The 20,492-nt window shown below is 57.1% G+C and carries 22 protein-coding genes; 15 read left to right on the top strand and 7 right to left on the bottom strand.

What is annotated here, in order from left to right; translation table 11 throughout:
• Positions 1-50: 50 nt before the first annotated feature.
• Positions 51-1,241 (bottom strand): NO-inducible flavohemoprotein, encoded by a 1,191-nt coding sequence (hmpA, locus tag KTH07_RS14485; RefSeq protein WP_063162031.1) that lies wholly within the window; start codon positions 1,239-1,241, stop codon positions 51-53.
• A gap of 304 nt (positions 1,242-1,545) precedes the next feature.
• Here hmpA and glyA point away from each other — a divergent pair, with 304 nt between their 5' ends.
• Positions 1,546-2,799, top strand: coding sequence for a serine hydroxymethyltransferase (glyA, locus tag KTH07_RS14480; protein WP_003860678.1), 1,254 nt, complete (start codon positions 1,546-1,548; stop codon positions 2,797-2,799).
• Between the two features lie 53 nt (positions 2,800-2,852).
• On the opposite strand, the gene KTH07_RS14475 is transcribed toward glyA, so the two are convergent.
• Positions 2,853-3,275, bottom strand: a complete 423-nt coding sequence (locus KTH07_RS14475) for a DoxX family protein (protein WP_015572152.1) — start codon at positions 3,273-3,275, stop codon at positions 2,853-2,855.
• A gap of 172 nt (positions 3,276-3,447) precedes the next feature.
• Here KTH07_RS14475 and KTH07_RS14470 point away from each other — a divergent pair, with 172 nt between their 5' ends.
• Positions 3,448-4,587: a 3-phenylpropionate MFS transporter gene (locus KTH07_RS14470; protein WP_017692912.1), complete on the top strand. Its 1,140-nt coding sequence runs from the start codon at positions 3,448-3,450 to the stop codon at positions 4,585-4,587.
• Here the strand turns inward: KTH07_RS14470 and csiE are convergent, their stop codons facing one another.
• The gene (gene csiE / locus KTH07_RS14465; RefSeq protein WP_015572154.1) at positions 4,588-5,865 is read right to left on the bottom strand and encodes a stationary phase inducible protein CsiE; all 1,278 of its coding nucleotides are present in this window, start codon (positions 5,863-5,865) and stop codon (positions 4,588-4,590) included.
• A gap of 125 nt (positions 5,866-5,990) precedes the next feature.
• On the opposite strand from csiE, the gene KTH07_RS14460 reads away from it, so the two are divergent.
• Together KTH07_RS14460 and KTH07_RS14455 are read left to right on the top strand one after the other, a co-directional pair.
• Positions 5,991-6,629: a DUF1007 family protein gene (locus KTH07_RS14460; protein ID WP_023304222.1), complete on the top strand. Its 639-nt coding sequence runs from the start codon at positions 5,991-5,993 to the stop codon at positions 6,627-6,629.
• Positions 6,620-7,600 (top strand): nickel/cobalt transporter, encoded by a 981-nt coding sequence (locus KTH07_RS14455; RefSeq protein WP_023304221.1) that lies wholly within the window; start codon positions 6,620-6,622, stop codon positions 7,598-7,600. The genes KTH07_RS14460 and KTH07_RS14455 overlap by 10 nt, the downstream gene beginning before the upstream one ends.
• 61 nt (positions 7,601-7,661) lie before the next feature.
• On the opposite strand, the gene suhB is transcribed toward KTH07_RS14455, so the two are convergent.
• Positions 7,662-8,465, bottom strand: a complete 804-nt coding sequence (gene suhB, locus KTH07_RS14450; protein ID WP_003860668.1) for an inositol-1-monophosphatase — start codon at positions 8,463-8,465, stop codon at positions 7,662-7,664.
• A gap of 132 nt (positions 8,466-8,597) precedes the next feature.
• On the opposite strand from suhB, the gene trmJ reads away from it, so the two are divergent.
• The 11 genes from trmJ to sseB all read left to right on the top strand — a co-directional run bounded on the left by trmJ (position 8,598) and on the right by sseB (position 17,395).
• Positions 8,598-9,323: a tRNA (cytosine(32)/uridine(32)-2'-O)-methyltransferase TrmJ gene (gene trmJ, locus KTH07_RS14445; RefSeq protein ID WP_015572157.1), complete on the top strand. Its 726-nt coding sequence runs from the start codon at positions 8,598-8,600 to the stop codon at positions 9,321-9,323.
• Positions 9,324-9,559: 236 nt separating this feature from the next.
• Positions 9,560-10,051, top strand: coding sequence for a Fe-S cluster assembly transcriptional regulator IscR (gene iscR, locus KTH07_RS14440; RefSeq protein ID WP_015572158.1), 492 nt, complete (start codon positions 9,560-9,562; stop codon positions 10,049-10,051).
• A gap of 119 nt (positions 10,052-10,170) precedes the next feature.
• On the top strand, positions 10,171-11,385 hold the full coding sequence (gene iscS / locus KTH07_RS14435) for a cysteine desulfurase (protein ID WP_003860663.1): 1,215 nt from the start codon (positions 10,171-10,173) through the stop codon (positions 11,383-11,385).
• Between the two features lie 24 nt (positions 11,386-11,409).
• Positions 11,410-11,796, top strand: coding sequence for a Fe-S cluster assembly scaffold IscU (iscU, locus tag KTH07_RS14430; RefSeq protein ID WP_003860661.1), 387 nt, complete (start codon positions 11,410-11,412; stop codon positions 11,794-11,796).
• Between the two features lie 13 nt (positions 11,797-11,809).
• Positions 11,810-12,133 carry an iron-sulfur cluster assembly protein IscA gene (iscA, locus tag KTH07_RS14425; RefSeq protein ID WP_003860659.1) on the top strand — a complete coding sequence of 108 codons (324 nt, stop codon included), beginning with the start codon at positions 11,810-11,812 and terminating at the stop codon, positions 12,131-12,133.
• Between the two features lie 76 nt (positions 12,134-12,209).
• Positions 12,210-12,725: a co-chaperone HscB gene (hscB, locus tag KTH07_RS14420; RefSeq protein ID WP_003860657.1), complete on the top strand. Its 516-nt coding sequence runs from the start codon at positions 12,210-12,212 to the stop codon at positions 12,723-12,725.
• A 14-nt stretch (positions 12,726-12,739) separates the two neighbouring features.
• A complete protein-coding gene (gene hscA / locus KTH07_RS14415; RefSeq protein WP_023304220.1) occupies positions 12,740-14,590 on the top strand; it encodes a Fe-S protein assembly chaperone HscA in 1,851 nt (616 codons plus the stop codon).
• Position 14,591: 1 nt separating this feature from the next.
• Positions 14,592-14,927 (top strand): ISC system 2Fe-2S type ferredoxin, encoded by a 336-nt coding sequence (gene fdx, locus KTH07_RS14410; protein ID WP_003860652.1) that lies wholly within the window; start codon positions 14,592-14,594, stop codon positions 14,925-14,927.
• A 1-nt stretch (position 14,928) separates the two neighbouring features.
• Entirely contained in the window at positions 14,929-15,129 is a 201-nt protein-coding gene (gene iscX, locus KTH07_RS14405; RefSeq protein WP_003860650.1) for a Fe-S cluster assembly protein IscX, read from the top strand.
• 61 nt (positions 15,130-15,190) lie between these two features.
• Entirely contained in the window at positions 15,191-16,477 is a 1,287-nt protein-coding gene (gene pepB, locus KTH07_RS14400) for an aminopeptidase PepB (RefSeq protein WP_023304219.1), read from the top strand.
• 141 nt (positions 16,478-16,618) lie between these two features.
• Entirely contained in the window at positions 16,619-17,395 is a 777-nt protein-coding gene (gene sseB, locus KTH07_RS14395; RefSeq protein WP_023325069.1) for an enhanced serine sensitivity protein SseB, read from the top strand.
• 17 nt (positions 17,396-17,412) lie between these two features.
• Here the strand turns inward: sseB and KTH07_RS14390 are convergent, their stop codons facing one another.
• The 3 genes from KTH07_RS14390 to KTH07_RS14380 form a co-directional block, all read right to left on the bottom strand.
• On the bottom strand, positions 17,413-18,183 hold the full coding sequence (locus KTH07_RS14390; protein ID WP_032619265.1) for a MurR/RpiR family transcriptional regulator: 771 nt from the start codon (positions 18,181-18,183) through the stop codon (positions 17,413-17,415).
• Entirely contained in the window at positions 18,183-19,028 is an 846-nt protein-coding gene (gene sseA, locus KTH07_RS14385; protein ID WP_023304216.1) for a 3-mercaptopyruvate sulfurtransferase, read from the bottom strand. Before sseA ends, KTH07_RS14390 begins: the two co-directional genes overlap by 1 nt.
• Before the next feature lie 89 nt (positions 19,029-19,117).
• Positions 19,118-20,485 carry a 6-phospho-alpha-glucosidase gene (locus tag KTH07_RS14380; protein ID WP_023304215.1) on the bottom strand — a complete coding sequence of 456 codons (1,368 nt, stop codon included), beginning with the start codon at positions 20,483-20,485 and terminating at the stop codon, positions 19,118-19,120.
• Positions 20,486-20,492: the final 7 nt, after the last annotated feature.

Raw genomic sequence — 20,492 nt, 5'->3', positions numbered from 1 at the left:
GGCCTACAAAACCCTTCGTAGGCCCGTGCAAGCGCAGCGCCGCCGGGCGATTACAGCACTTTATGCGGGCCGAAACATTCGTAATGAATGTTGTCTTTATTCACGCCCAGGTCTACCAGCTGCTTCGCGGCATACTGCATAAACGCTACTGGCCCACAAACGTAGAACTGCATCCCCGGTGCGCTGAACGCCCCTTCATGCTGCCCTAAATTCATCAGGCCTTCGCTGTCGAAACGAGCCGCTGCGCGGTCTGCCTCCGTCGGCAGGCGATACCAGGTATGCGCGGTGAAACGCGGCAGGGTCGCTCCGAGCGCTTTGACTTCATCCGCAAAGGCGTGCACATCACCGTTCTCCGCCGCGTGGAACCAGTTAACCTGCGCGCTGTGGTTTGCTTTCGCCAGCGTATCCAGCATTGCCAGCATTGGCGTCTGACCTACGCCTGCGGAGATCAACGTCACCGGGGTATTCGTTTCAACGGCCATAAAGAAATCGCCCGCCGGTGCCGCCAGATGGACCACGTCGCCCACGCTGGCTTCGTTATGCAGCCAGTTGGATACCTGACCGCCTTCCTCACGTTTAACCGCAATGCGATAGCCTTTGCCGTCTGGCTTGCGGGTCAGGGAGTACTGGCGAATCTCCTGGTGCGGGAAGCCTTCAGGCTTCAGCCAGACGCCCAGATACTGGCCCGGCTGGTAATCGGCAACCGGCTGACCGTCCACTGGCTCAAACTCAAAGCTGGTGATCAGTGCGCTGCGCGGGGTTTTCTCAACGATGCGGAAGGCGCGCGTGCCTTCCCAGCCGCCATTCTTGCTGGCGTTTTCGCTGTAGATCTGCGCTTCACGGTTGATGAATACGTTTGCCAGTACGCCATAGGCCTTACCCCAGGCATCCAGTACTTCCTGGCCCGGGCTGAACATTTCGTCCAGGGTTGCCAGCAGATGACTGCCGACGATGTTGTACTGCTCAGGTTTGATCTGGAAGCTGGTGTGCTTCTGGGCGATTTTTTCCACCGCAGGCAGCATAGCCGCCAGGTTTTCGATGTTGCTGGCATAGGCGGCAATAGCGTTAAACAGCGCTTCGCGCTGATCGCCGTTACGCTGGTTGCTCATGTTGAAAATCTCTTTGAGCTCCGGGTTATGCGCGAACATGCGATCGTAGAAATGGGCGGTCAGTTTAGGACCCGTTTCAACCAGCAGGGGGATTGTGGCTTTCACGGTAGCGATGGTTTGGGCGTCGAGCATAGCAGCTTCCTTCTGATGTTACTTTAATGATGTATTTTATATGCATCTTATAAAAATACCCCTGCAATGTAAATGGTTCTTTGCATCGTGAAAAATATGCATCACAAAGCTGAAAAGAAATCCGTTGAAAATGGCGAGAGCTTTATTGCTCAAACCCTTGCGTGGCGTGGAGGTAAACGTTTGCGTAAAATCGTTTGTCAAGACCTGTTATCGCAGAACTATTCAGTTATACTGTTGCCCGTCGTCCAACAGGACTGCCTTTTCAGGCCAAAAATTTACTTGTTAGCTGAGTCAGGAGATGCGGATGTTAAAGCGTGAAATGAACATTGCCGATTATGATGCCGAACTGTGGCAGGCTATGGAGCAGGAAAAAGTACGTCAGGAAGAGCACATCGAACTGATCGCCTCCGAAAACTACACCAGCCCGCGCGTAATGCAGGCGCAGGGTTCTCAGCTGACCAACAAATATGCTGAAGGTTATCCGGGCAAGCGCTACTACGGCGGTTGCGAATACGTTGATATCGTTGAGCAGCTGGCGATTGACCGTGCGAAAGAACTCTTTGGCGCTGACTACGCGAACGTCCAGCCGCACTCTGGCTCTCAGGCTAACTTCGCTGTTTACACCGCGCTGTTGCAGCCGGGCGATACTGTTCTGGGTATGAACCTGGCGCAGGGCGGCCACCTGACTCACGGCTCCCCGGTTAACTTCTCTGGCAAACTGTACAACATCATCCCTTACGGTATTGATGAGTCCGGTAAAATTGACTATGAAGACATGGCGAAGCAGGCCAAAGAGCACAAGCCGAAGATGATCATCGGTGGCTTCTCTGCTTACTCCGGCATCGTTGACTGGGCAAAAATGCGTGAAATCGCTGACAGCATCGGTGCGTACCTGTTCGTCGACATGGCGCACGTTGCCGGTCTGATTGCGGCAGGCGTTTACCCGAACCCGGTTCCACATGCGCACGTTGTGACCACCACTACCCACAAAACCCTGGCGGGTCCACGCGGTGGTCTGATCCTGGCGAAAGGCGGTGACGAAGAGCTGTACAAAAAGCTGAACTCCGCCGTGTTCCCAAGCGCCCAGGGCGGCCCGCTGATGCACGTTATTGCCGCGAAAGCCGTCGCGCTGAAAGAAGCGATGGAGCCAGAGTTCAAGGTTTATCAGCAGCAGGTTGCTAAAAACGCCAAAGCGATGGTGGAAGTGTTCCTGAACCGTGGCTACAAAGTGGTCTCTGGCGGGACTGAAAACCACCTGTTCCTGCTGGACCTGGTTGATAAGAACCTGACCGGTAAAGAAGCTGACGCAGCCCTCGGTCGCGCCAACATTACCGTCAACAAAAACAGCGTGCCAAACGATCCGAAGAGCCCGTTCGTGACTTCCGGTATCCGTATCGGTTCTCCGGCCGTAACTCGCCGTGGCTTTAAAGAAGCGGAAGTGAAAGAGCTGGCGGGCTGGATGTGTGACGTTCTGGACAACATCAATGACGACGCGGTTATCGAGCGCGTTAAAGGTAAAGTTCTGGACATCTGCGCACGCTTCCCGGTGTACGCATAATTCTCTGCGTCGCAGAACTGAAAAAGGCCGCTCATGCGGCCTTTTTTTATGGGCTAACGTCGGTCGAGGGAGATGGCCCCCGGCCCGGTAATCGCCAGCAAAATAAAGCCGCCAGCGATACTTACATTTTTGTAGAAGTTAATCATATTTGGCAGAACCGCATCGCCCGTCATATCCCAGTAGTGGTGACCAATCACCGCTGTTCCCAGCGTATAGAAGACAAAGATCACCGCGAGGGGGCGGGTGAAAAAGCCCAGCACAATCAGAATCGCGGCGGGGACTTCCATCACCACCGCAACAATGGCGGCCAGCATGGGCATGGGGGCGCCGAGCGACGTCATATACTGAACGGTGCCGCTAAACCCCGTCAGCTTGGGATAACCGAAAATAATAAACAGGACCACAATAGCAATGCGGGCAATTAAAAGCAGGAAAGAACGAGAGGAGCCGAAATCGAAATAACGTAAGTTGTTCATGGCAAACGACCTCTTCAGGCGATGTTCTTTAAACGTAATACAATTTTGCCGCTCTCGCCATACGCCGACCGGCTGTCCATGATGTTAATTTATCGTTAATTTATAGCGCGCTAACGACTTGCTAAAGTCAGGGATTAACGCCAGACTATCGCCTCCATTTCGGGAGGGATTCATGGTCTTGCATTCCACGCGCTGGCTGGCGCTCAGCTATTTCACCTATTTCTTTAGTTACGGTATTTTTTTGCCTTTCTGGAGCGTCTGGCTCAAGGGAATTGGTCTGACGCCTGAGACCATTGGCATCCTGCTGGGCGCGGGGCTGGTGGCACGTTTCCTGGGTAGCCTGCTGATTGCGCCCCGCGTCAGCGATCCCTCCTTACTGATTAAAGCGGTGCGAATTCTGGCCCTGCTGACGCTGGTCTTTGCGGCCTGCTTCTGGGTCAGCCATCAGTTTGCCTGGCTGATGGTGGTAATGGTTGGCTTTAATCTGTTCTTCTCCCCGCTGGTGCCGCTGACGGATGCCCTGGCGAACACCTGGCAAAAGCAGATCATCATGGACTATGGCCGCGTGCGCCTGTGGGGATCGATTGCCTTCGTGATCGGCTCTGCGCTGGTCGGGAAACTGGTCAGCCTCTATGACTATCGTGCCATTCTGGCGCTGTTAACGCTCGGCATCGCCTCGATGCTGCTCGGTATGTTGCTGCGTCCGTCGGTAATGCCGCAGGGCGAAAGCCGCCATCAGGAGAGCGCCGGCTGGCCCGCCTGGCGCTCGCTGGTGGCGCAAAGCTGGCGTTTCCTGGCCTGCGTCTGTCTGCTCCAGGGGGCACATGCGGCCTATTACGGCTTCAGCGCCATCTACTGGCAGGGGGCGGGCTACTCGGCTTCTGCGGTAGGCTACCTGTGGTCGCTCGGGGTGGTGGCGGAGGTCATTATCTTCGCGCTGAGCCAAAAACTTTTCCGTCGTTTCGGGGCGCGTGACCTGCTGCTGCTTTCCGCCGTTTGCGGCGTGGTGCGCTGGGGCATCATGGGCTGGACGACGGAGCTGCCGTGGCTGATTGTGGCGCAAATTCTGCACTGCGGAACCTTCACCGTGTGCCATCTGGCGGCGATGCGCTACATTGCGGCGCGAGAGGGTGGGGACGTTATTCGTCTTCAGGCGGTCTATTCAGCGGTGGCGATGGGCGGCAGTATTGCGGTGATGACCGTATTTGCCGGTTTCCTCTATCAGCACCTGGGGCACGGTGTGTTCTGGGTGATGGCGCTGGTCGCTTTACCTGCCATCGTCATCCGCCCAAAGGTGGCTGCTCGCTCGTAACTATGATTCGAGCATAACGCGAATATGTTCCTGCTGCTGCGTGTTCAGGGCCTCAACGGCATGAATGAGCGGCGGCGAGAACAGCGGCAAGGCGGTTGGATAAGGCGTAATGACCAGCGCCGCCTCGCGGGGGGCGCCCTCCTTCTTAAACGCCTCCAGGCTAAGATAACGAATATTGAGCGGCAGCAGCGTCAGCTCGCGAAGCTGCTGCTCAATTAACGCTTCGCAGGCTTTATCTTCCCCCGTTAACAGGACCACCTGTTTTTCATGCAGGTCGGTCTCCTGCATCAGCCAGGCACCAAAAATCACCGCCACCAGAGCCATCTCTTCACCGGAGAATCGCAGACCAAATTCGGCTTCCAGCTCAAACAGCGCCTCTTTAGTGGTGCGCAGCAGCCGGGGGTATAAACGGTGGATCTCTTCCGGCAGACTGTTGTCGATGCCGATGTCAAATAAGGAGCGGTCCAGCGCCTGAGCCAGATGAATATAAAGCTGATCGGTCAGCCCCTGCTCATCGCTGAAGTTCATCCCGGTTTGCGCCCGGAAGCGGGCAATCATACGCACGATGGCGCGACGCAGGCGCTGATCCTGCTGGTGTTTATCCATCACCGGGTCGGGTGTGCGAAGCATCATAAATAGCAGCGCCAGGAACAGCTGTTCATCGCTGTGCGTTCCCTGCGGGACGCGCCGTTTCCAGTGGCGGACAATTTCCTGCGCCGTAAAGTATTCCCCTCGGGACTGCGTCCAGCTGCGCTGAACGGGCGAAAACTCTGGCGTATTGCCCAGATGATGCTGAATCAGACAATATTGCAGATAAAGCTGTAAAAACTGTACGTCGCGGGACTCAAACTGGCGCTGAAGCTTGCGCGCGCAAAAGTTGATAAGCGCCCGAAGGTTCGCATCGTCATAAAGCGGGCGGGCAATGCCGTGCTGTTTAAGCGCGGTTTTTAAGGCAGGGGTAAACTGTTGGGCGACAAAATGTGGACAGAGCCGAAGTGCCCTGCGCAGCCAGTGCAGCAGGCACAAACGTTGATTAAGGGCGGAACCCTCAATTCGGTAGCAGCCATCATGGTGCGTGACGATATCAAGCCGATGATAGCGCTGGATTTCATCGCGCGTCTCGGCTATATCTTGCCGTGCCATGACGTCGTCCACGCCGTTGGCAGCGATTATGCTCTGTGCGGTGATGGCAGCATCGGGCAGGTAAAGCATCAAAAGCACCTGGCAGCGGCGCTGCGAACTGGAAAGCACAGATGGAATTTCAAGCGTCGTCATCATCTGTCGGGTATCCAGTGTGAATGTTTGATAAGAATAGCTAAAGGATGGGCGCTGAAAAGCGCACCGGCAGGCCTTTCACTCAGGATTGCTGGCGAACATCACAGAATTTTTGACGTGAGGAACAGATGCAAATAGTTAAACAAAGCGCGGTAGCGTTATTTTTGGCGGTTTTCACTTGTGCCGCCGGCGCACATCCTCACAGTTTTATCAGCCTGAAAACCGAACTGGTGACGGACGGCACGCAGCTCAGCGGCCTGAAAATGCGCTGGACGATGGATGAAATCACCTCCGCCGACCTGCTGTACGATGCCGGTAACGCCAGGCCTGGCGATGAGATCTGGAAAAAGCTGGCGGCGGAAGTCATGGCCAACGTACTCGGCCAGCACTATTTCACCGAGTTCTGGCACAACAGACAAAAGGTGAAGTTTCTTAATCGTCCCACGGAGTACGGCATGACCCGCGACGGTCATCAGGCTGTGCTGACCTTTATCCTTCCGCTGGCGCACCCTCAGCCGCTGGCCGGGCAGAAGTACAGGTTTTCCACGTTTGACCCAACCTACTATGTCGATATGCATTACGCCCAGGACAGCGACGTGCAGCTGCCGGAAAATTTGCAAAAAATCTGCAAAATTGCCGTGCACACCCCGAAACCCAGCGAAGAGATGCTGAACTTTGCCGTTTCTCTTGATAAAGAGGATGCGCCCCCCGAAGACATGGAGTTAGGTAAACAGTTTGCGCAGGAGGTGACGTTACAATGTCAGTGATCTCCTCTCCCGTCAGTAAGCCGCGTCGCTGGCTGCACCTCTGGCCTCTGGCGCTCTTTTTGTTGTTTGCGGTTGGCGGCGCGCTCTGGCTGTGGCAGGCATGGCCGCAGGTGATGGTGAAAAGCATCCTCTGGCAGCGGGAAGTTAATCAGCAGATGAGCGGTCTGCTGAAAGCCGTGGCGGAAAATCCGACCAAAGCGGGCGGCGCTCTTCTGGCGTTCAGCTTCATCTATGGCGTGCTGCATGCCCTGGGACCGGGACACGGCAAAATCGTTATCACGACCTGGCTTGCCACGCATCCGTCGAAGCTGAAATCGAGTATCGGCCTGACGCTGGCGTCCTCTTTACTTCAGGGCGGTGTGGCGATTGCGCTGGTCGTGGTCGTCCTTTCGCTGCTACAGCTGCCGGCCCGCCAGCTGCATATGAGCAGCTTCTGGCTGGAGAAGGGGAGTTACGCGCTGGTAGGCGTGCTGGGGCTGATCCTCTGCTGGCGGGCGCTGAAAAAATTGCGCGCGTTACTGCAAAAACCAAAATTCAAAGCCTTTACGCCACATCACGTTCACCATGAAAACTGCGGGTGCGGGCATCAGCATCTGCCGACGCAGGAACAATTACAGAACGGTGAGGACTGGCGTGCGCGCCTGATGATTGTTCTCTCAATGGGGATGCGTCCGTGCTCGGGTGCGATCATGGTTCTGCTGTTCAGTAAGGTTATTGGCGTGTTTGGCTGGGGCATGCTGTCCGCGCTGGCGATGGCGGCAGGAACGTCTCTCACCATTTCGTCTTTAGCGTTGCTGGTACACAGCTTCCGTCAGCTGGCGGTCAAACTCAGCGGCAATAAAACGCCGGTATTGTGGCGACAGGTTGGCTGGACAACGCTTGCGCTGGCGGGCGGGGTGATTCTGCTGGTGGCTGCGGTTACGATGTGGATGAGCGCGGTGCCGGTGGGAAGGGGGTTGCGGCCTTTCTAGCCGTATCTGAGGCGTGTTGTAAGCCCGGTAAACGTAGCGCCACCGGGCTTAACAGACTGAATTAACGCTTCAGCGCATCGCTCAGTTCATCACGCATGTTTGCCAGCATGGCTTTAACAACGCGCGGGTTACCTGCAACGATATTGCCGGTAGACATATAGTTATGGCCGCCGGTGAAGTCGCAAACAATCGCGCCAGCTTCACGAGCGATCAGCTCGCCCGCCGCAAAGTCCCACGGCTTCAGTGACAGCTCAAAGTAACCGTCAACGCGGCCGGTCGCCACGTAGGCCAGATCCAGTGCAGCAGAGCCGGTGCGACGGAAGTCCGCGCATTCGGTGAACAGCTTGCCCAGGATATTCATATAAGTGGTTGCGTGCTGCTTCGCCTTGAACGGGAAGCCGGTCGCCAGAATCGTGCCGTCCAGATCGCGTGCATTGCTGCAACGCAGACGGTAGCCGTTCAGCTGCGCGCCCTGACCGCGGGTTGCGGTGAACAGTTCGTTACGCATTGGATCGTAAACAACGGCGACTTCAGTACGGCCTTTGATGCGTACTGCGATAGACACAGAGAAGTGTGGCAGGCGTTTGACGAAGTTGGTGGTGCCATCCAGTGGATCGATAACCCATTGAACATCCTGATCGGTACCTTCATGTTCACCGCTTTCTTCGGTGATGATGGTGTGCTGCGGGTAAGATTTGCGAATCGTTTCGATAATAATCGCTTCTGCGGCTTTATCGACGTTCGTCACGAAATCATTGCTGCCTTTCTGGCTGGTTTCTACGGAGTCTGGGGTTTCGTAGTGTTTGGCAATTACATTACCCGCCTTGCGCGCTGCGCGCACGGCGATGGTCAGCATCGGATGCATCGGTCTCTCTCACTGGATGTTAAAGAACAGGAAAATCGGCGCAGAGTATAGCAGCGGGATCGGATTATGTCTCTCGTTTATGATAATATGCCCGAATATTCTTCAGACACTGAATCCAGACATTTAAAAATTATGCTGCAAAACATTCGAATCGTGCTGGTCGAAACATCGCACACCGGCAACATGGGCTCTGTGGCCCGCGCTATGAAAACCATGGGCTTAACGAACCTGTGGCTGGTGAATCCGCTGGTGAAACCAGACTCTCAGGCTATTGCTCTGGCGGCCGGCGCCAGCGACGTGATCGGGAATGCGCAGATCGTGGACACCCTGGATGAAGCCCTGGCCGGTTGCAGCCTGGTGGTGGGGACAAGCGCGCGCTCCCGTACGCTGCCCTGGCCGATGCTGGACCCGCGCGAATGCGGCCTGAAAAGCATCTCAGAAGCGGAACAGGCGCCGGTTGCGCTGGTGTTTGGCCGTGAACGTGTTGGCCTGACCAACGAGGAATTACAGAAGTGCCACTATCACGTGGCGATTGCCGCCAACCCGGAATACAGCTCGCTGAATCTGGCGATGGCGGTGCAGGTTATTGCCTACGAAGTGCGCATGGCATGGCTGGCGACGCAGGAGAAACCGGTCGAACCTAAAGAAGAGACGGCCTACCCGCTGGTGGACGACCTCGAGCGCTTCTACGGTCATCTGGAGCAGACGCTGCTCTCAACCGGCTTTATCCGTGAAGGCCACCCGGGCCAGGTGATGAACAAGCTGCGCCGTATGTTCACCCGCGCGCGTCCGGAAAGCCAGGAGCTGAACATCCTGCGCGGGATTCTGGCGTCGATTGAGCAGAAGAATAAGGAATAGTGTCGTCTGTTCGCCGGGTGGCGCTTCGCTTACCCGGCCTACAAAGCCCGTAGGCCCGTGCAAGCGCAGCGCCGCCGGGCAAAAAATACGGCACAGAAGGTTAAATACCTGACTAAAACAGTCAAGTAAATAGTTGACCAATTTAGTCAGGAATGTCAGACTTGGCCCTGCTATGCAATACCCCCATTTTACAATAAAAAACCCCGGGCAGGGGCGAGTTTGAGGTTAAGTAAGACATGAGACTGACATCTAAAGGGCGTTATGCCGTGACCGCGATGCTGGACGTTGCGCTCAACTCCGAAGCGGGCCCGGTTCCGTTGGCTGATATTTCTGAACGACAAGGGATCTCCCTCTCTTACCTGGAACAGCTGTTCTCCAGACTGCGTAAAAATGGACTGGTGTCCAGCGTTCGTGGCCCGGGTGGCGGTTATCTGCTGGGTAAAGACGCAGGCAGTATTGCGGTTGGCGAAGTGATTAGCGCGGTTGACGAATCCGTCGACGCGACCCGTTGCCAGGGTAAAGGCGGCTGCCAGGGCGGCGATAAATGCCTCACCCACGCGCTGTGGCGCGATCTGAGCGACCGTCTGACCGGCTTCCTGAACAACATCACCCTGGGTGAACTGGTGAATAACCAGGAAGTTCTGGACGTGTCGGGTCGTCAGCAAAGCCATGAATCACAGCGCAGCACCCGTTCGCAGGACGCTATCGACGTTAAACTGCGCGCGTAATAAAAAGATAAGTATTTCAGAATCAGGCCGGGGCGTTAGCTCGCCCCGTGTACTCGGTCGTACATCCAGCCGGTTGCCTGATTCCTTGCATTGAAGCGATGTACGGAGTTTATAGAGCAATGAAATTACCGATTTATCTCGATTACTCCGCAACCACGCCGGTGGACCCGCGTGTTGCCGAGAAAATGATGCAGTGTCTGACCCTGGACGGAAACTTTGGTAACCCAGCTTCCCGTTCTCACCGTTTTGGCTGGCATGCTGAAGAGGCGGTTGATATCGCCCGTAATCAGATTGCTGACCTGGTCGGTGCCGATCCGCGTGAAATTGTTTTCACCTCCGGTGCGACCGAATCCGACAACCTGGCGATCAAAGGTGCAGCCAACTTTTATCAGAAAAAAGGCAAGCACATCATCACCAGCAAAACCGAACACAAAGCCGTGCTGGACACCTGCCGTCAGCTGGAGCGTGAAGGGTTCGAAGTGACTTACCTGGCGCCGCAGAGCAACGGGATCATCGACCTGAAAGAGCTCGAAGCGGCCATGCGTGATGACACCATTCTGGTTTCCATCATGCACGTTAACAACGAAATCGGCGTTGTGCAGGACATCGCAACCATCGGCGAAATGTGCCGTGCGCGCGGCATCATCTACCACGTGGATGCGACCCAGAGCGTGGGCAAACTGCCTATCGACCTGAGCCAGCTGAAAGTGGACCTGATGTCCTTCTCCGGTCACAAAATCTATGGTCCGAAAGGTATCGGCGCGCTGTACGTTCGTCGTAAGCCACGTATCCGCATCGAAGCACAGATGCACGGCGGTGGTCACGAGCGCGGCATGCGTTCCGGTACGCTGCCTGTTCACCAGATCGTGGGCATGGGCGAAGCGTATCGCATCGCGAAAGAAGAGATGGAAACCGAGATGGCACGCCTGCGTACGCTGCGTAACCGTCTGTGGGACGGCGTGAAAGATATGGAAGAAGTGTATCTGAACGGCGATCTCGAGCAGGGCGCGCCAAACATCCTCAACGTCAGCTTCAACTATGTTGAAGGCGAGTCGCTGATCATGGCGCTGAAAGACCTGGCGGTTTCTTCCGGTTCTGCCTGTACGTCTGCAAGCCTGGAGCCATCCTACGTGCTGCGCGCGCTGGGTATGACTGACGAGCTGGCACACAGCTCTATCCGTTTCTCTTTAGGTCGTTTTACTACCGAAGAAGAGATTGACTACACCATCAAACTGGTTCGTAACTCCATTGGCCGTCTGCGCGACCTTTCTCCACTGTGGGAAATGTTCAAGCAGGGCGTGGATCTGAACAGCATTGAATGGTCACATCACTAATCGGTACATAAGGAGAATTTAATCATGGCATACAGCGAAAAAGTTATCGATCATTACGAAAACCCGCGCAACGTTGGCTCTTTTGACAACAGCGATGAATCTGTCGGTAGCGGTATGGTTGGCGCGCCAGCGTGTGGCGATGTGATGAAGTTGCAGATTAAAGTCAACAATGAAGGTATCATTGAAGACGCGCGCTTCAAGACCTACGGCTGCGGTTCTGCTATCGCTTCCAGCTCCCTGGTCACCGAATGGGTGAAGGGCAAGTCTCTGGACGAAGCACAGGCAATCAAGAACACGGATATTGCTGAAGAACTCGAACTGCCGCCGGTGAAAATTCACTGCTCAATTCTGGCAGAAGACGCGATCAAAGCCGCCATTGCGGATTACAAAAGCAAACGTGAAGCAAAATAATTGAGGTTTGAGTATGTCGATTACCCTTAGCGACAGCGCTGCCGCGCGAGTAAGCTCTTTTCTGGCGAACCGTGGTAAAGGCTTTGGCCTGCGACTGGGCGTACGTACCTCCGGCTGTTCTGGTATGGCTTACGTACTGGAGTTTGTTGACGAACCGGCGTCTGATGACACCGTGTTTGAAGACAAGGGCGTGAAGGTGGTGGTCGATGGCAAAAGCCTGCAATTCCTCAACGGCACTCAGCTGGACTTCGTAAAAGAAGGCCTGAACGAAGGGTTCAAATTCACGAATCCGAACGTCAAAGACGAGTGTGGTTGCGGCGAAAGCTTCCACGTTTAACCGCGCGTCATCCGAAACCCCACCGTGGCTTTGCTACGCGTGGGGTTTGTTCTAACAGGCTACCCCTGAGATTGTTATGGATTACTTCACTCTCTTCGGACTACCCGCTCAATACCCGATCGATCTCCAGGCGCTGACGGTCCGTTTTCAGGATCTCCAGCGTCAGTACCATCCGGATAAATTCGCCAGCGGGACGCAGGCAGAGCAGCTGGCTGCGGTATCACACTCCGCAACCATCAACCAAGCCTGGCAAACGCTGCGTCATCCGCTGGCGCGTGCAGAATATCTGCTCTCGCTCCACGGTTTCGATCTGGCGAGCGAACAGCATACCGTGCGCGACACCGCCTTTCTGATGGAACAGCTGGAGCTGCGCGAAGAGCTGGATGAAATTGAACAGGCTAAAGACGAAGCGCGCCTGGAAAGCTTTATCACGCGCGTAAAGGGCATGTTCGATACCCGCCATCAGCAGATGGTGGAGCAACTGAACAACGAGACCTGGGACGTGGCGGCAGACACTGTGCGCAAACTCCGTTTTCTCGATAAACTGCGAAGCAGTGCTGAACAACTCGAAGAAAAGCTGCTCGATTTTTAATTTCGGAAGCAATTATGGCCTTATTACAAATTAGTGAGCCAGGCTTAAGCGCCGCACCGCACCAGCGTCGTCTGGCGGTCGGTATTGACCTGGGCACCACCAATTCCCTCGTGGCGACCGTGCGCAGCGGCCAGGCGGAAACGCTGGCTGACGAGCAGGGCCGCCATCTGCTGCCTTCCGTGGTCCACTACCAGCAGCAGGGTCACGCGGTCGGGTTTGATGCCCGCACCAACGCCGCGCGCGATCCGGCCAATACCATCAGCTCGGTTAAGCGCATGATGGGCCGCTCGCTGGCTGATATCCAGACCCGTTACCCGCATCTGCCGTATCGGCTGCAGGCCAGTGAAAACGGCCTGCCGATGATTGCCACCGCGGCCGGTCTGCTGAACCCGATTCGCGTTTCTGCTGACATCCTCAAAGCGCTGGCGGCACGCGCCACGGCGACACTCGGCGGCGATCTCGACGGCGTGGTAATCACCGTTCCGGCCTACTTCGACGATGCACAGCGTCAGGGCACCAAAGACGCTGCGCGTCTGGCGGGCCTGCATGTGCTGCGTCTGCTGAACGAACCGACGGCGGCGGCCATTGCCTACGGCCTCGATTCCGGTCAGGAAGGGGTGATTGCGGTTTACGATCTCGGCGGCGGGACGTTTGATATTTCAATCCTGCGCCTGAGCCGCGGCGTGTTCGAAGTGCTGGCGACCGGCGGGGATTCCGCGCTCGGCGGCGATGACTTCGACCATCTGCTGGCGGACTACATCCGCGAGCAGGCGGGCATCAGCGATCGCAGCGATGCGCGCGTACAGCGTGAACTGCTGGATGCGGCCATCGACGCCAAAATCGCCCTGAGCGACGCGCAGTCGGTCACGGTTAACGTTGCGGGCTGGCAGGGTGAGATCACCCGCAATCAGTTCAGCGAACTGATTGCGCCTCTGGTTAAGCGTACCCTGCTGGCCTGCCGTCGCGCATTGAAAGATGCGGGCGTGGAGGCCAGCGAGGTGCTGGAAGTGGTCATGGTTGGCGGCTCAACCCGCGTGCCGCTGGTGCGCGAGCGCGTGGGCGAATTCTTTGGCCGCACGCCGCTGACCTCTATCGACCCGGACAAAGTGGTTGCCGTGGGCGCCGCTATCCAGGCCGATATCCTGGTCGGCAACAAGCCGGACAGCGAAATGCTGCTGCTGGACGTCATCCCGCTGTCTCTGGGTTTAGAAACCATGGGCGGCCTGGTGGAGAAAGTCATTCCGCGTAACACCACCATTCCGGTGGCGCGCGCGCAGGAGTTTACTACCTTCAAAGACGGCCAGACCGCGATGTCCATCCACGTGATGCAGGGCGAGCGCGAGCTGGTGCAGGACTGCCGCTCTCTGGCGCGCTTTGCGCTGCGCGGAATTCCGGCGCTGCCGGCGGGCGGGGCGCATATTCGCGTTACCTTCCAGGTGGATGCGGACGGCCTGCTGAGCGTCACGGCGATGGAAAAATCGACCGGCGTGGAATCGTCCATCCAGGTGAAGCCGTCCTACGGCCTGACCGATGGCGAAATCGCCTCCATGATTCAGGACTCAATGAGCTACGCCGAGCAGGATGTGAAGGCGCGTATGCTGGCCGAACAAAAAGTGGAAGCCGCACGCGTGCTGGAAAGCCTGAACGGCGCGCTCGCTGCCGATGCCGCGCTGTTAAGCGCCGCTGAGCGCCAGGTGATTGACGACGCTGCCGCGCGCTTAAGCGCAGTCGCCGAAGGCAATGACGCTGACGCAATAGAAGAAGCCATTAAAAACGTTGATAAACAAACCCAGGACTTCGCTGCTCGCCGCATGGACAAATCTGTCCGCGTCGCGCTGAAAGGCCAGTCCGTGGACGAGGTTTAATATGCCAAAGATTGTAATTTTGCCTCATGCGGACCTCTGTCCGGATGGCGCTGTTCTGGAAGCGAAGACCGGTGAAACCATTCTCGATGTAGCCCTGCGTGCAGGTATCGAAGTGGAACACGCCTGTGAAAAATCCTGTGCCTGCACAACGTGCCACTGCATCGTGCGTGAAGGTTTCGACTCGCTTGCAGAGAGCACCGAAGACGAAGACGACATGCTGGACAAAGCATGGGGTCTGGAGCCCGACAGCCGCTTAAGCTGCCAGGCCGCGGTGACCGATGAAGATCTGGTCGTAGAGTTCCCACGTTACACCATCAACCACGCACGCGAGCATTGATATGGGACTGAAGTGGACAGACAGCCGTGAAATCGGCGAGGCGCTCTACGACGCGAACCCGGATCTCGATCCGAAGACCGTACGATTCACCGATATGCATCAGTGGATTTGCGATCTGGAAGATTTTGACGACGATCCAAACGCATCCAATGAAAAAATTCTGGAGGCGATTCTGTTAGTCTGGTTAGATGAAGCAGAATAGATAACATAAACGGGCTGCCTTCAGGCGGCCCGTTTGCTAGTTGCTAATAAGGATAAATAAAATGACCGAAGCGATGAAGATTACGCTCTCCACGCAGCCAGCCGACTCACGCTGGGGCGAAAAAGCCACCTACAGCATCAACAACGACGGTATTACCCTGCACCTGACGGGCAATGATGATTTGGGCCTGATCCAGCGCGCCGCGCGTAAAATTGACGGCCTTGGCATTAAGCATGTGTCGCTGGAAGGCGAAGGCTGGGACACCGACCGCAGCTGGGCGTTCTGGGCAGGCTACAAAGGGCCGAAAGGCACCCGCAAAATCGAGTGGGCGAACCTCGACGAAGCCGGTCAGAAAGAGCTGGAAAGCCGCCTGCAAATCATCGACTGGGTGCGCGACACCATCAACGCCCCGGCGGAAGAGTTAGGCCCTGAGCAGCTGGCGCAGCGCGCCGTCGACCTGCTGTGCGGCGTGGCGGGCGACAAGATGTCTTACCGCATCACCAAAGGTGAAGACCTGCGCGAGCAAAACTACATGGGCATTCACACCGTGGGCCGTGGCTCCGAGCGTCCTCCGGTCCTGCTGGCGCTGGATTACAACCCAACCGGCGATAAAGAAGCGCCGGTCTTTGCCTGTCTGGTCGGAAAAGGCATCACTTTCGACACCGGCGGCTACAGCCTGAAGCAGAGCGCGTTCATGGATTCCATGAAGTCCGACATGGGCGGTGCGGCCACCATTACCGGCGCGCTGGCGTTCGCCATCACCCGTGGCCTGAACAAGCGCGTGAAGCTCTACCTGTGCTGCGCGGACAACATGGTGAGCGGCAACGCCTTCAAGCTGGGCGACATCATTCGCTACCGCAACGGTAAAAACGTTGAGGTGATGAACACCGACGCCGAAGGCCGTCTGGTGCTGGCCGATGGCCTGATCGACGCCTCTGCGCAGAAGCCGGAGCTGATTATCGACATGGCAACCCTGACCGGCGCGGCGAAAACGGCGCTGGGTAACGACTATCACGCCCTGTTCAGCTTCGACGACAAGCTGGCCGCTCGCCTGCTGGCCAGCGCGGCGGCGGAAAACGAACCGTTCTGGCGTCTGCCGCTGGCCGAGTTCCACCGCAGCCAGCTGCCGTCTAACTTCGCCGAGCTGAACAACACCGCGAGCGCGGCGTACCCGGCGGGGGCAAGCACCGCAGCAGGCTTCCTGTCTCACTTCGTTGAGAACTACCATGAAGGCTGGCTGCACATTGACTGCTCCGCAACCTACCGTAAAGCGGCGGTTGAGCAGTGGTCTGCGGGTGCGACCGGTCTGGGCGTGCGTACCGTGGCGAACCTGCTGACGGCTGAGTGATCTTTTTTGCCGGGTAGCGCTACGCTTACGCGCGCCTTCGGAGTCATCGTATTGCCCGGCGGCGCTGCGCTTGCACGGGCCTACGGTTTTGTAGGCCGGGTCAGCGAAGCGCCACCCGGCGTTTTTTGAAGTAGCCAAACTATGTCAGAAACCAAAAACGAATTAGAAACCCTGCTGGAGCAGGCGGCGACCGAACCCGCCCACCGTCCGGCCTTTTTCCGCACGCTGCTGGAATCCACCGTCTGGGTGCCGGGCACCGCGGCGGAAGGGGAGCAGGTTGTCGAAGACAGCGCGCTGGATCTGCTGCACTGGGAGAAAGACGACGGCACCTCGGTGATCCCGTTCTTTACTTCGCTCGAGGCCTTGCAGGAAGCGGTAGAAGACGAACAGGCGTTCGTGGTGATGCCGGTGCGCACGTTGTTCGAAATGACCCTGGGGCAGACGCTGTTCCTCAACGCCAAACTGCCGACCGGGAAAGAGTTTACTCCGCGCGAAATCAGCCACCTGATTGGTGACGAGGGCAACCCGCTCAGCACTCAGGAGGTGCTCGAAGGGGGCGAAACGCTGCTACTGTCTGAAGTGGCCGAGCCGCCCGCGCAGATGATTGACTCCCTGACCACGCTGTTTAAAACCATCAAGCCGGTAAAACGCGCGTTTCTCTGCTCCATCAAAGAGAGCGCTGACGAAAAGCCTGTTCTGCTGATAGGGATTGAGGCCGACGGCGATATCGACGAGATCATCCAGGCGGCGGGAAGCGTGGCAACCGACACCCTGCCGGGCGATGAGCCGATTGATATCTGTCAGGTGAAGAAAGGTGAGAAGGGGATCAGCCACTTTATTACCGAGCACATCACCCCGTTCTACGAGCGTCGCTGGGGCGGCTTCCTGCGCGATCTCAAGACCAACCGCATTATCTGATTACGGCGGGGTGATCTTCACCCCGTTGCTTCCAGCAGCAGTAAATCCATCAGCAGCACCAGATTCGACTCAAACGACGTCACCCCTGCGGCTTCGGCGGCGAAATGTACCGCTTCGTCATAGAGGGCAAAATGCACGTCCGCCATGCCTGCCAGCGTATTGGCCGACGCGCGGGTAAACGCGACGATCGTCATGCCGACGTTTTTGGCGATCCGCGCTTTATCCAGTACCTGCTCCGTTTCGCCGCTGCGTGAAACGGCAATAAACACCTGATAGCGCGCGGCGTTACTGAGAAAAATATTCCGGCTGTCTCCCGGCCCGGAGATGAACGCCGTTTTTCCCAGCACCTGCAACTTCTTGGTCAGGTACTCGGCAAAAAGGTACGAAAACCCGGCGCCGTAGAGAAAGAAGCTCTCTTTCTGGCGCAGCAGGCTGGCAAACTGCTGGCGTTTGTTCTGAGTGACCCACTGGAAGGTCTGCTGATAGTTGGCAATGAACCGGGCAAAAAGCGCGGGCATTTCCGCATGTTGCTCAGGCTGTACGGTGATATGCGGCGTGTCAGAAAGCAGCTGCTTGCAGTGCCAGATAAACTCGCTAAAGCCGCTAAACCCCAGCTTCTGACACAGCCGCATAATCGTCGCGGTAGAGACAAATGTCGCCTGCGCCAGCTCGCGCACCGTGATGTTGCCCACCAGCAATGGATGCTCAGTGAGGTGGGCGAGGACGCGATACTCCGCGCGGGTCAGCGACGATCCGCGCGTTAACAGCGTTGCCAGGCGGTTATCCATTATTTTGCCGGTTCAACCGGCAGATCGTCCCGTGCACCCCATTCACTCCAGGCGCCGTCGTACAGAGTCACGTCATTCGCGCCAAGGGTTGCCAGCGCCAGGATCACCACGCAGGCCGTCACGCCGGAGCCGCAGCTGGCAATAACCGGACGATGCAAATCCACGCCCTGACGTTCAAAAATGGCACGCAATTCATCGGTGGTTTTCAGCTCGCCTTCAAACACCAGATCGCCCCACGGTACGTTCAGCGCCCCCGGGATATGTCCGCGTTTCAGTCCCGGACGCGGCTCGTCCGCTTCTGCGTTGAAACGTGGAGCGGGACGCGCATCGACGATTTGCGCCGTGTTTTCGTGGCTCACGACCAGCACGTCGGTCAGGCGCTTGACCACGTTAGCGTCAAACGTGGCATCAAATTCCCCTTCCGGCAGCGTGACGTCACCCTGCTGAAGCGGTAGTTCGTTGCGCTTCCAGCCTGCAAGTCCGCCCGCCAGAATCGATACCTTTTCCACGCCGAAGTTTTTCAGCATCCACCACGCTCGCGGCGCGGAAAACAGATTACCTTCATCGTAAACAACAAGATGTTTATCTTTGCTGATGCCCAGCTCGCGCATCGCCACGGAAAACGCTTCCGGGCGAGGCAGCATGTGCGGCAGGGGAGAGGTGTGATCGGAGAGGGCTTCGATATCAAAAAATACCGCGCCAGGCAGGTGCCCTGCACGGTATTCAGCGGGAACGTCACGATGCTCCTGGCCCGGAGGGGCCATGCGCGCGTCGATAATCTGAACTTCCGGGTCGTCGCCGTGCTCAATCAGCCAGTCGGCAGCGACAAAATATGAGGTGGACATGGTTGCCTCCATTCTTTTCCGTAAAAAAGGATTGTCGGTGTTTTTTCTGACACCGACAAGCTAACCACGTTCAACTCGCGAGCAAGCCCCTATTTTTTCACCGCTTCACCGTCCTGCCAGGCCTTTTGCAGCGCAGGCCAGTAGTCGCGGTTGGCTTCGATCATCTCATCCAGAATCGCTTTCGCGTGCTCCATGGTCGGCACGGTGCGGTTCAGAGTGAACGCCTGCAACGCTTTCTCGTAGCTGCCTTCGATGGTTGCCTCAACCAGCAGCTGTTCAGAGGCCAGCTGCTGTTGCAGGAGCGTCTGGTGGAACAGCGGTACCTGACCCACGCGGACAGGCTCCGGCCCTTCGGAGGTGATATAGGCAGGCACTTCCACCACCGCATCGTACGGCAGGTTGGTAATCGCCCCGCGGTTTTCCACCATCACCAGATGGCGTTGGCGCAGGTTGAACGCCAGTGAGCAGGCGACATCGACGATAAATTCGCCGTGAACACCTACGTGGAAGGCGTCCGGTAAAATTCCGGTGCGCTGGTACTCTTCGGCGGCGGCAAACAGCTTTTTCTCACGCCCGTTCATCACTTCGTTGGCGCGGGTATAGTCAGGGTTCTGATGCTCCACAATCTGGTTTGGCATCAGGTAGTACTGTAGATACGGGTTCGGCAGGTACTCCGGGAAGTTATCCATAATCGGCTTGATGTTGCGCCAGGTTTTCACCCACGACGGATCCGAGTGCTGCGGGTCGGTTTTCGCGGCATCTTCCGTCAGCAGGCCAAACTTCGCGATATGTTTACGCAGATCCGGCAGCTTGTCCTCGCCGTCCACCCGCACGCGGGTAAACCAGCCGAAGTGGTTGAGGCCAAAATAGTCCACCTCCAGTTTATGGCGATCCACGCCCAGAATGGCGCCCATATTGCGCATCGCGGCAACCGGCATATCGCAGATGTTCAGCACGCGTGCGTTGGGGCGCAGGCGACGCACGCCCTCAGCGACAATCGCCGCCGGGTTGGAGTAGTTCACGATCCACGCCTTTTCGTGCGCGTAGCGTTCCACCCGATCGATCAGCTCTACCATCGGCAGGATAGTACGCAGGCCATATGCCAGCCCGCCGGGTCCGCAGGTTTCCTGGCCGACCACCCCGTGGCGCAGCGGGATCTTTTCATCCTGCTCGCGCATTTTGTACTGTCCGACGCGCATCTGGGCAAAAACAAAATGCGCGCCGCTGAAGGCCACTTCTGGGTCGCTGGTGACGGTGAATTTGATGCTCTGGCTGTGGTCGCGAATAACCTTCTCCACCACGGGCGCAATGGTGTTCTGGCGCGCCTCGTCAATGTCATACAGGCGGATCTCTGCCAGAGGGAAATCATGCAGACGTACCATCAGGCTTTTCACAATACCTGGCGTGTAGGTGCTACCGCCGCCGGCAATCGACAGAATAAATGGGGGTGTAAACATCTTTAGC

It is taken from the genome of Enterobacter cloacae complex sp. ECL72 (genome assembly GCF_019056635.1).
Taxonomy (GTDB): Bacteria; Pseudomonadota; Gammaproteobacteria; order Enterobacterales; family Enterobacteriaceae; genus Enterobacter; species Enterobacter hormaechei_C.
The sequence above is the reverse complement of the archived record's forward strand: the minus strand, read 5'-3'. Positions and strand labels throughout refer to the sequence as shown.

What these genes read in the sequence shown, in the direction of transcription:
- hmpA (WP_063162031.1), bottom strand. Translation starts at nt 1,241, where the DNA reads ATGCTCGACGCCCAAACCATCGCTACCGTGAAAGCCACAATCCCCCTG.
- glyA (WP_003860678.1), top strand. Translation starts at nt 1,546, where the DNA reads ATGTTAAAGCGTGAAATGAACATTGCCGATTATGATGCCGAACTGTGG.
- KTH07_RS14475 (WP_015572152.1), bottom strand. Translation starts at nt 3,275, where the DNA reads ATGAACAACTTACGTTATTTCGATTTCGGCTCCTCTCGTTCTTTCCTG.
- KTH07_RS14470 (WP_017692912.1), top strand. Translation starts at nt 3,448, where the DNA reads ATGGTCTTGCATTCCACGCGCTGGCTGGCGCTCAGCTATTTCACCTAT.
- csiE (WP_015572154.1), bottom strand. Translation starts at nt 5,865, where the DNA reads ATGATGACGACGCTTGAAATTCCATCTGTGCTTTCCAGTTCGCAGCGC.
- KTH07_RS14460 (WP_023304222.1), top strand. Translation starts at nt 5,991, where the DNA reads ATGCAAATAGTTAAACAAAGCGCGGTAGCGTTATTTTTGGCGGTTTTC.
- KTH07_RS14455 (WP_023304221.1), top strand. Translation starts at nt 6,620, where the DNA reads ATGTCAGTGATCTCCTCTCCCGTCAGTAAGCCGCGTCGCTGGCTGCAC.
- suhB (WP_003860668.1), bottom strand. Translation starts at nt 8,465, where the DNA reads ATGCATCCGATGCTGACCATCGCCGTGCGCGCAGCGCGCAAGGCGGGT.
- trmJ (WP_015572157.1), top strand. Translation starts at nt 8,598, where the DNA reads ATGCTGCAAAACATTCGAATCGTGCTGGTCGAAACATCGCACACCGGC.
- iscR (WP_015572158.1), top strand. Translation starts at nt 9,560, where the DNA reads ATGAGACTGACATCTAAAGGGCGTTATGCCGTGACCGCGATGCTGGAC.
- iscS (WP_003860663.1), top strand. Translation starts at nt 10,171, where the DNA reads ATGAAATTACCGATTTATCTCGATTACTCCGCAACCACGCCGGTGGAC.
- iscU (WP_003860661.1), top strand. Translation starts at nt 11,410, where the DNA reads ATGGCATACAGCGAAAAAGTTATCGATCATTACGAAAACCCGCGCAAC.
- iscA (WP_003860659.1), top strand. Translation starts at nt 11,810, where the DNA reads ATGTCGATTACCCTTAGCGACAGCGCTGCCGCGCGAGTAAGCTCTTTT.
- hscB (WP_003860657.1), top strand. Translation starts at nt 12,210, where the DNA reads ATGGATTACTTCACTCTCTTCGGACTACCCGCTCAATACCCGATCGAT.
- hscA (WP_023304220.1), top strand. Translation starts at nt 12,740, where the DNA reads ATGGCCTTATTACAAATTAGTGAGCCAGGCTTAAGCGCCGCACCGCAC.
- fdx (WP_003860652.1), top strand. Translation starts at nt 14,592, where the DNA reads ATGCCAAAGATTGTAATTTTGCCTCATGCGGACCTCTGTCCGGATGGC.
- iscX (WP_003860650.1), top strand. Translation starts at nt 14,929, where the DNA reads ATGGGACTGAAGTGGACAGACAGCCGTGAAATCGGCGAGGCGCTCTAC.
- pepB (WP_023304219.1), top strand. Translation starts at nt 15,191, where the DNA reads ATGACCGAAGCGATGAAGATTACGCTCTCCACGCAGCCAGCCGACTCA.
- sseB (WP_023325069.1), top strand. Translation starts at nt 16,619, where the DNA reads ATGTCAGAAACCAAAAACGAATTAGAAACCCTGCTGGAGCAGGCGGCG.
- KTH07_RS14390 (WP_032619265.1), bottom strand. Translation starts at nt 18,183, where the DNA reads ATGGATAACCGCCTGGCAACGCTGTTAACGCGCGGATCGTCGCTGACC.
- sseA (WP_023304216.1), bottom strand. Translation starts at nt 19,028, where the DNA reads ATGTCCACCTCATATTTTGTCGCTGCCGACTGGCTGATTGAGCACGGC.
- KTH07_RS14380 (WP_023304215.1), bottom strand. Translation starts at nt 20,485, where the DNA reads ATGTTTACACCCCCATTTATTCTGTCGATTGCCGGCGGCGGTAGCACC.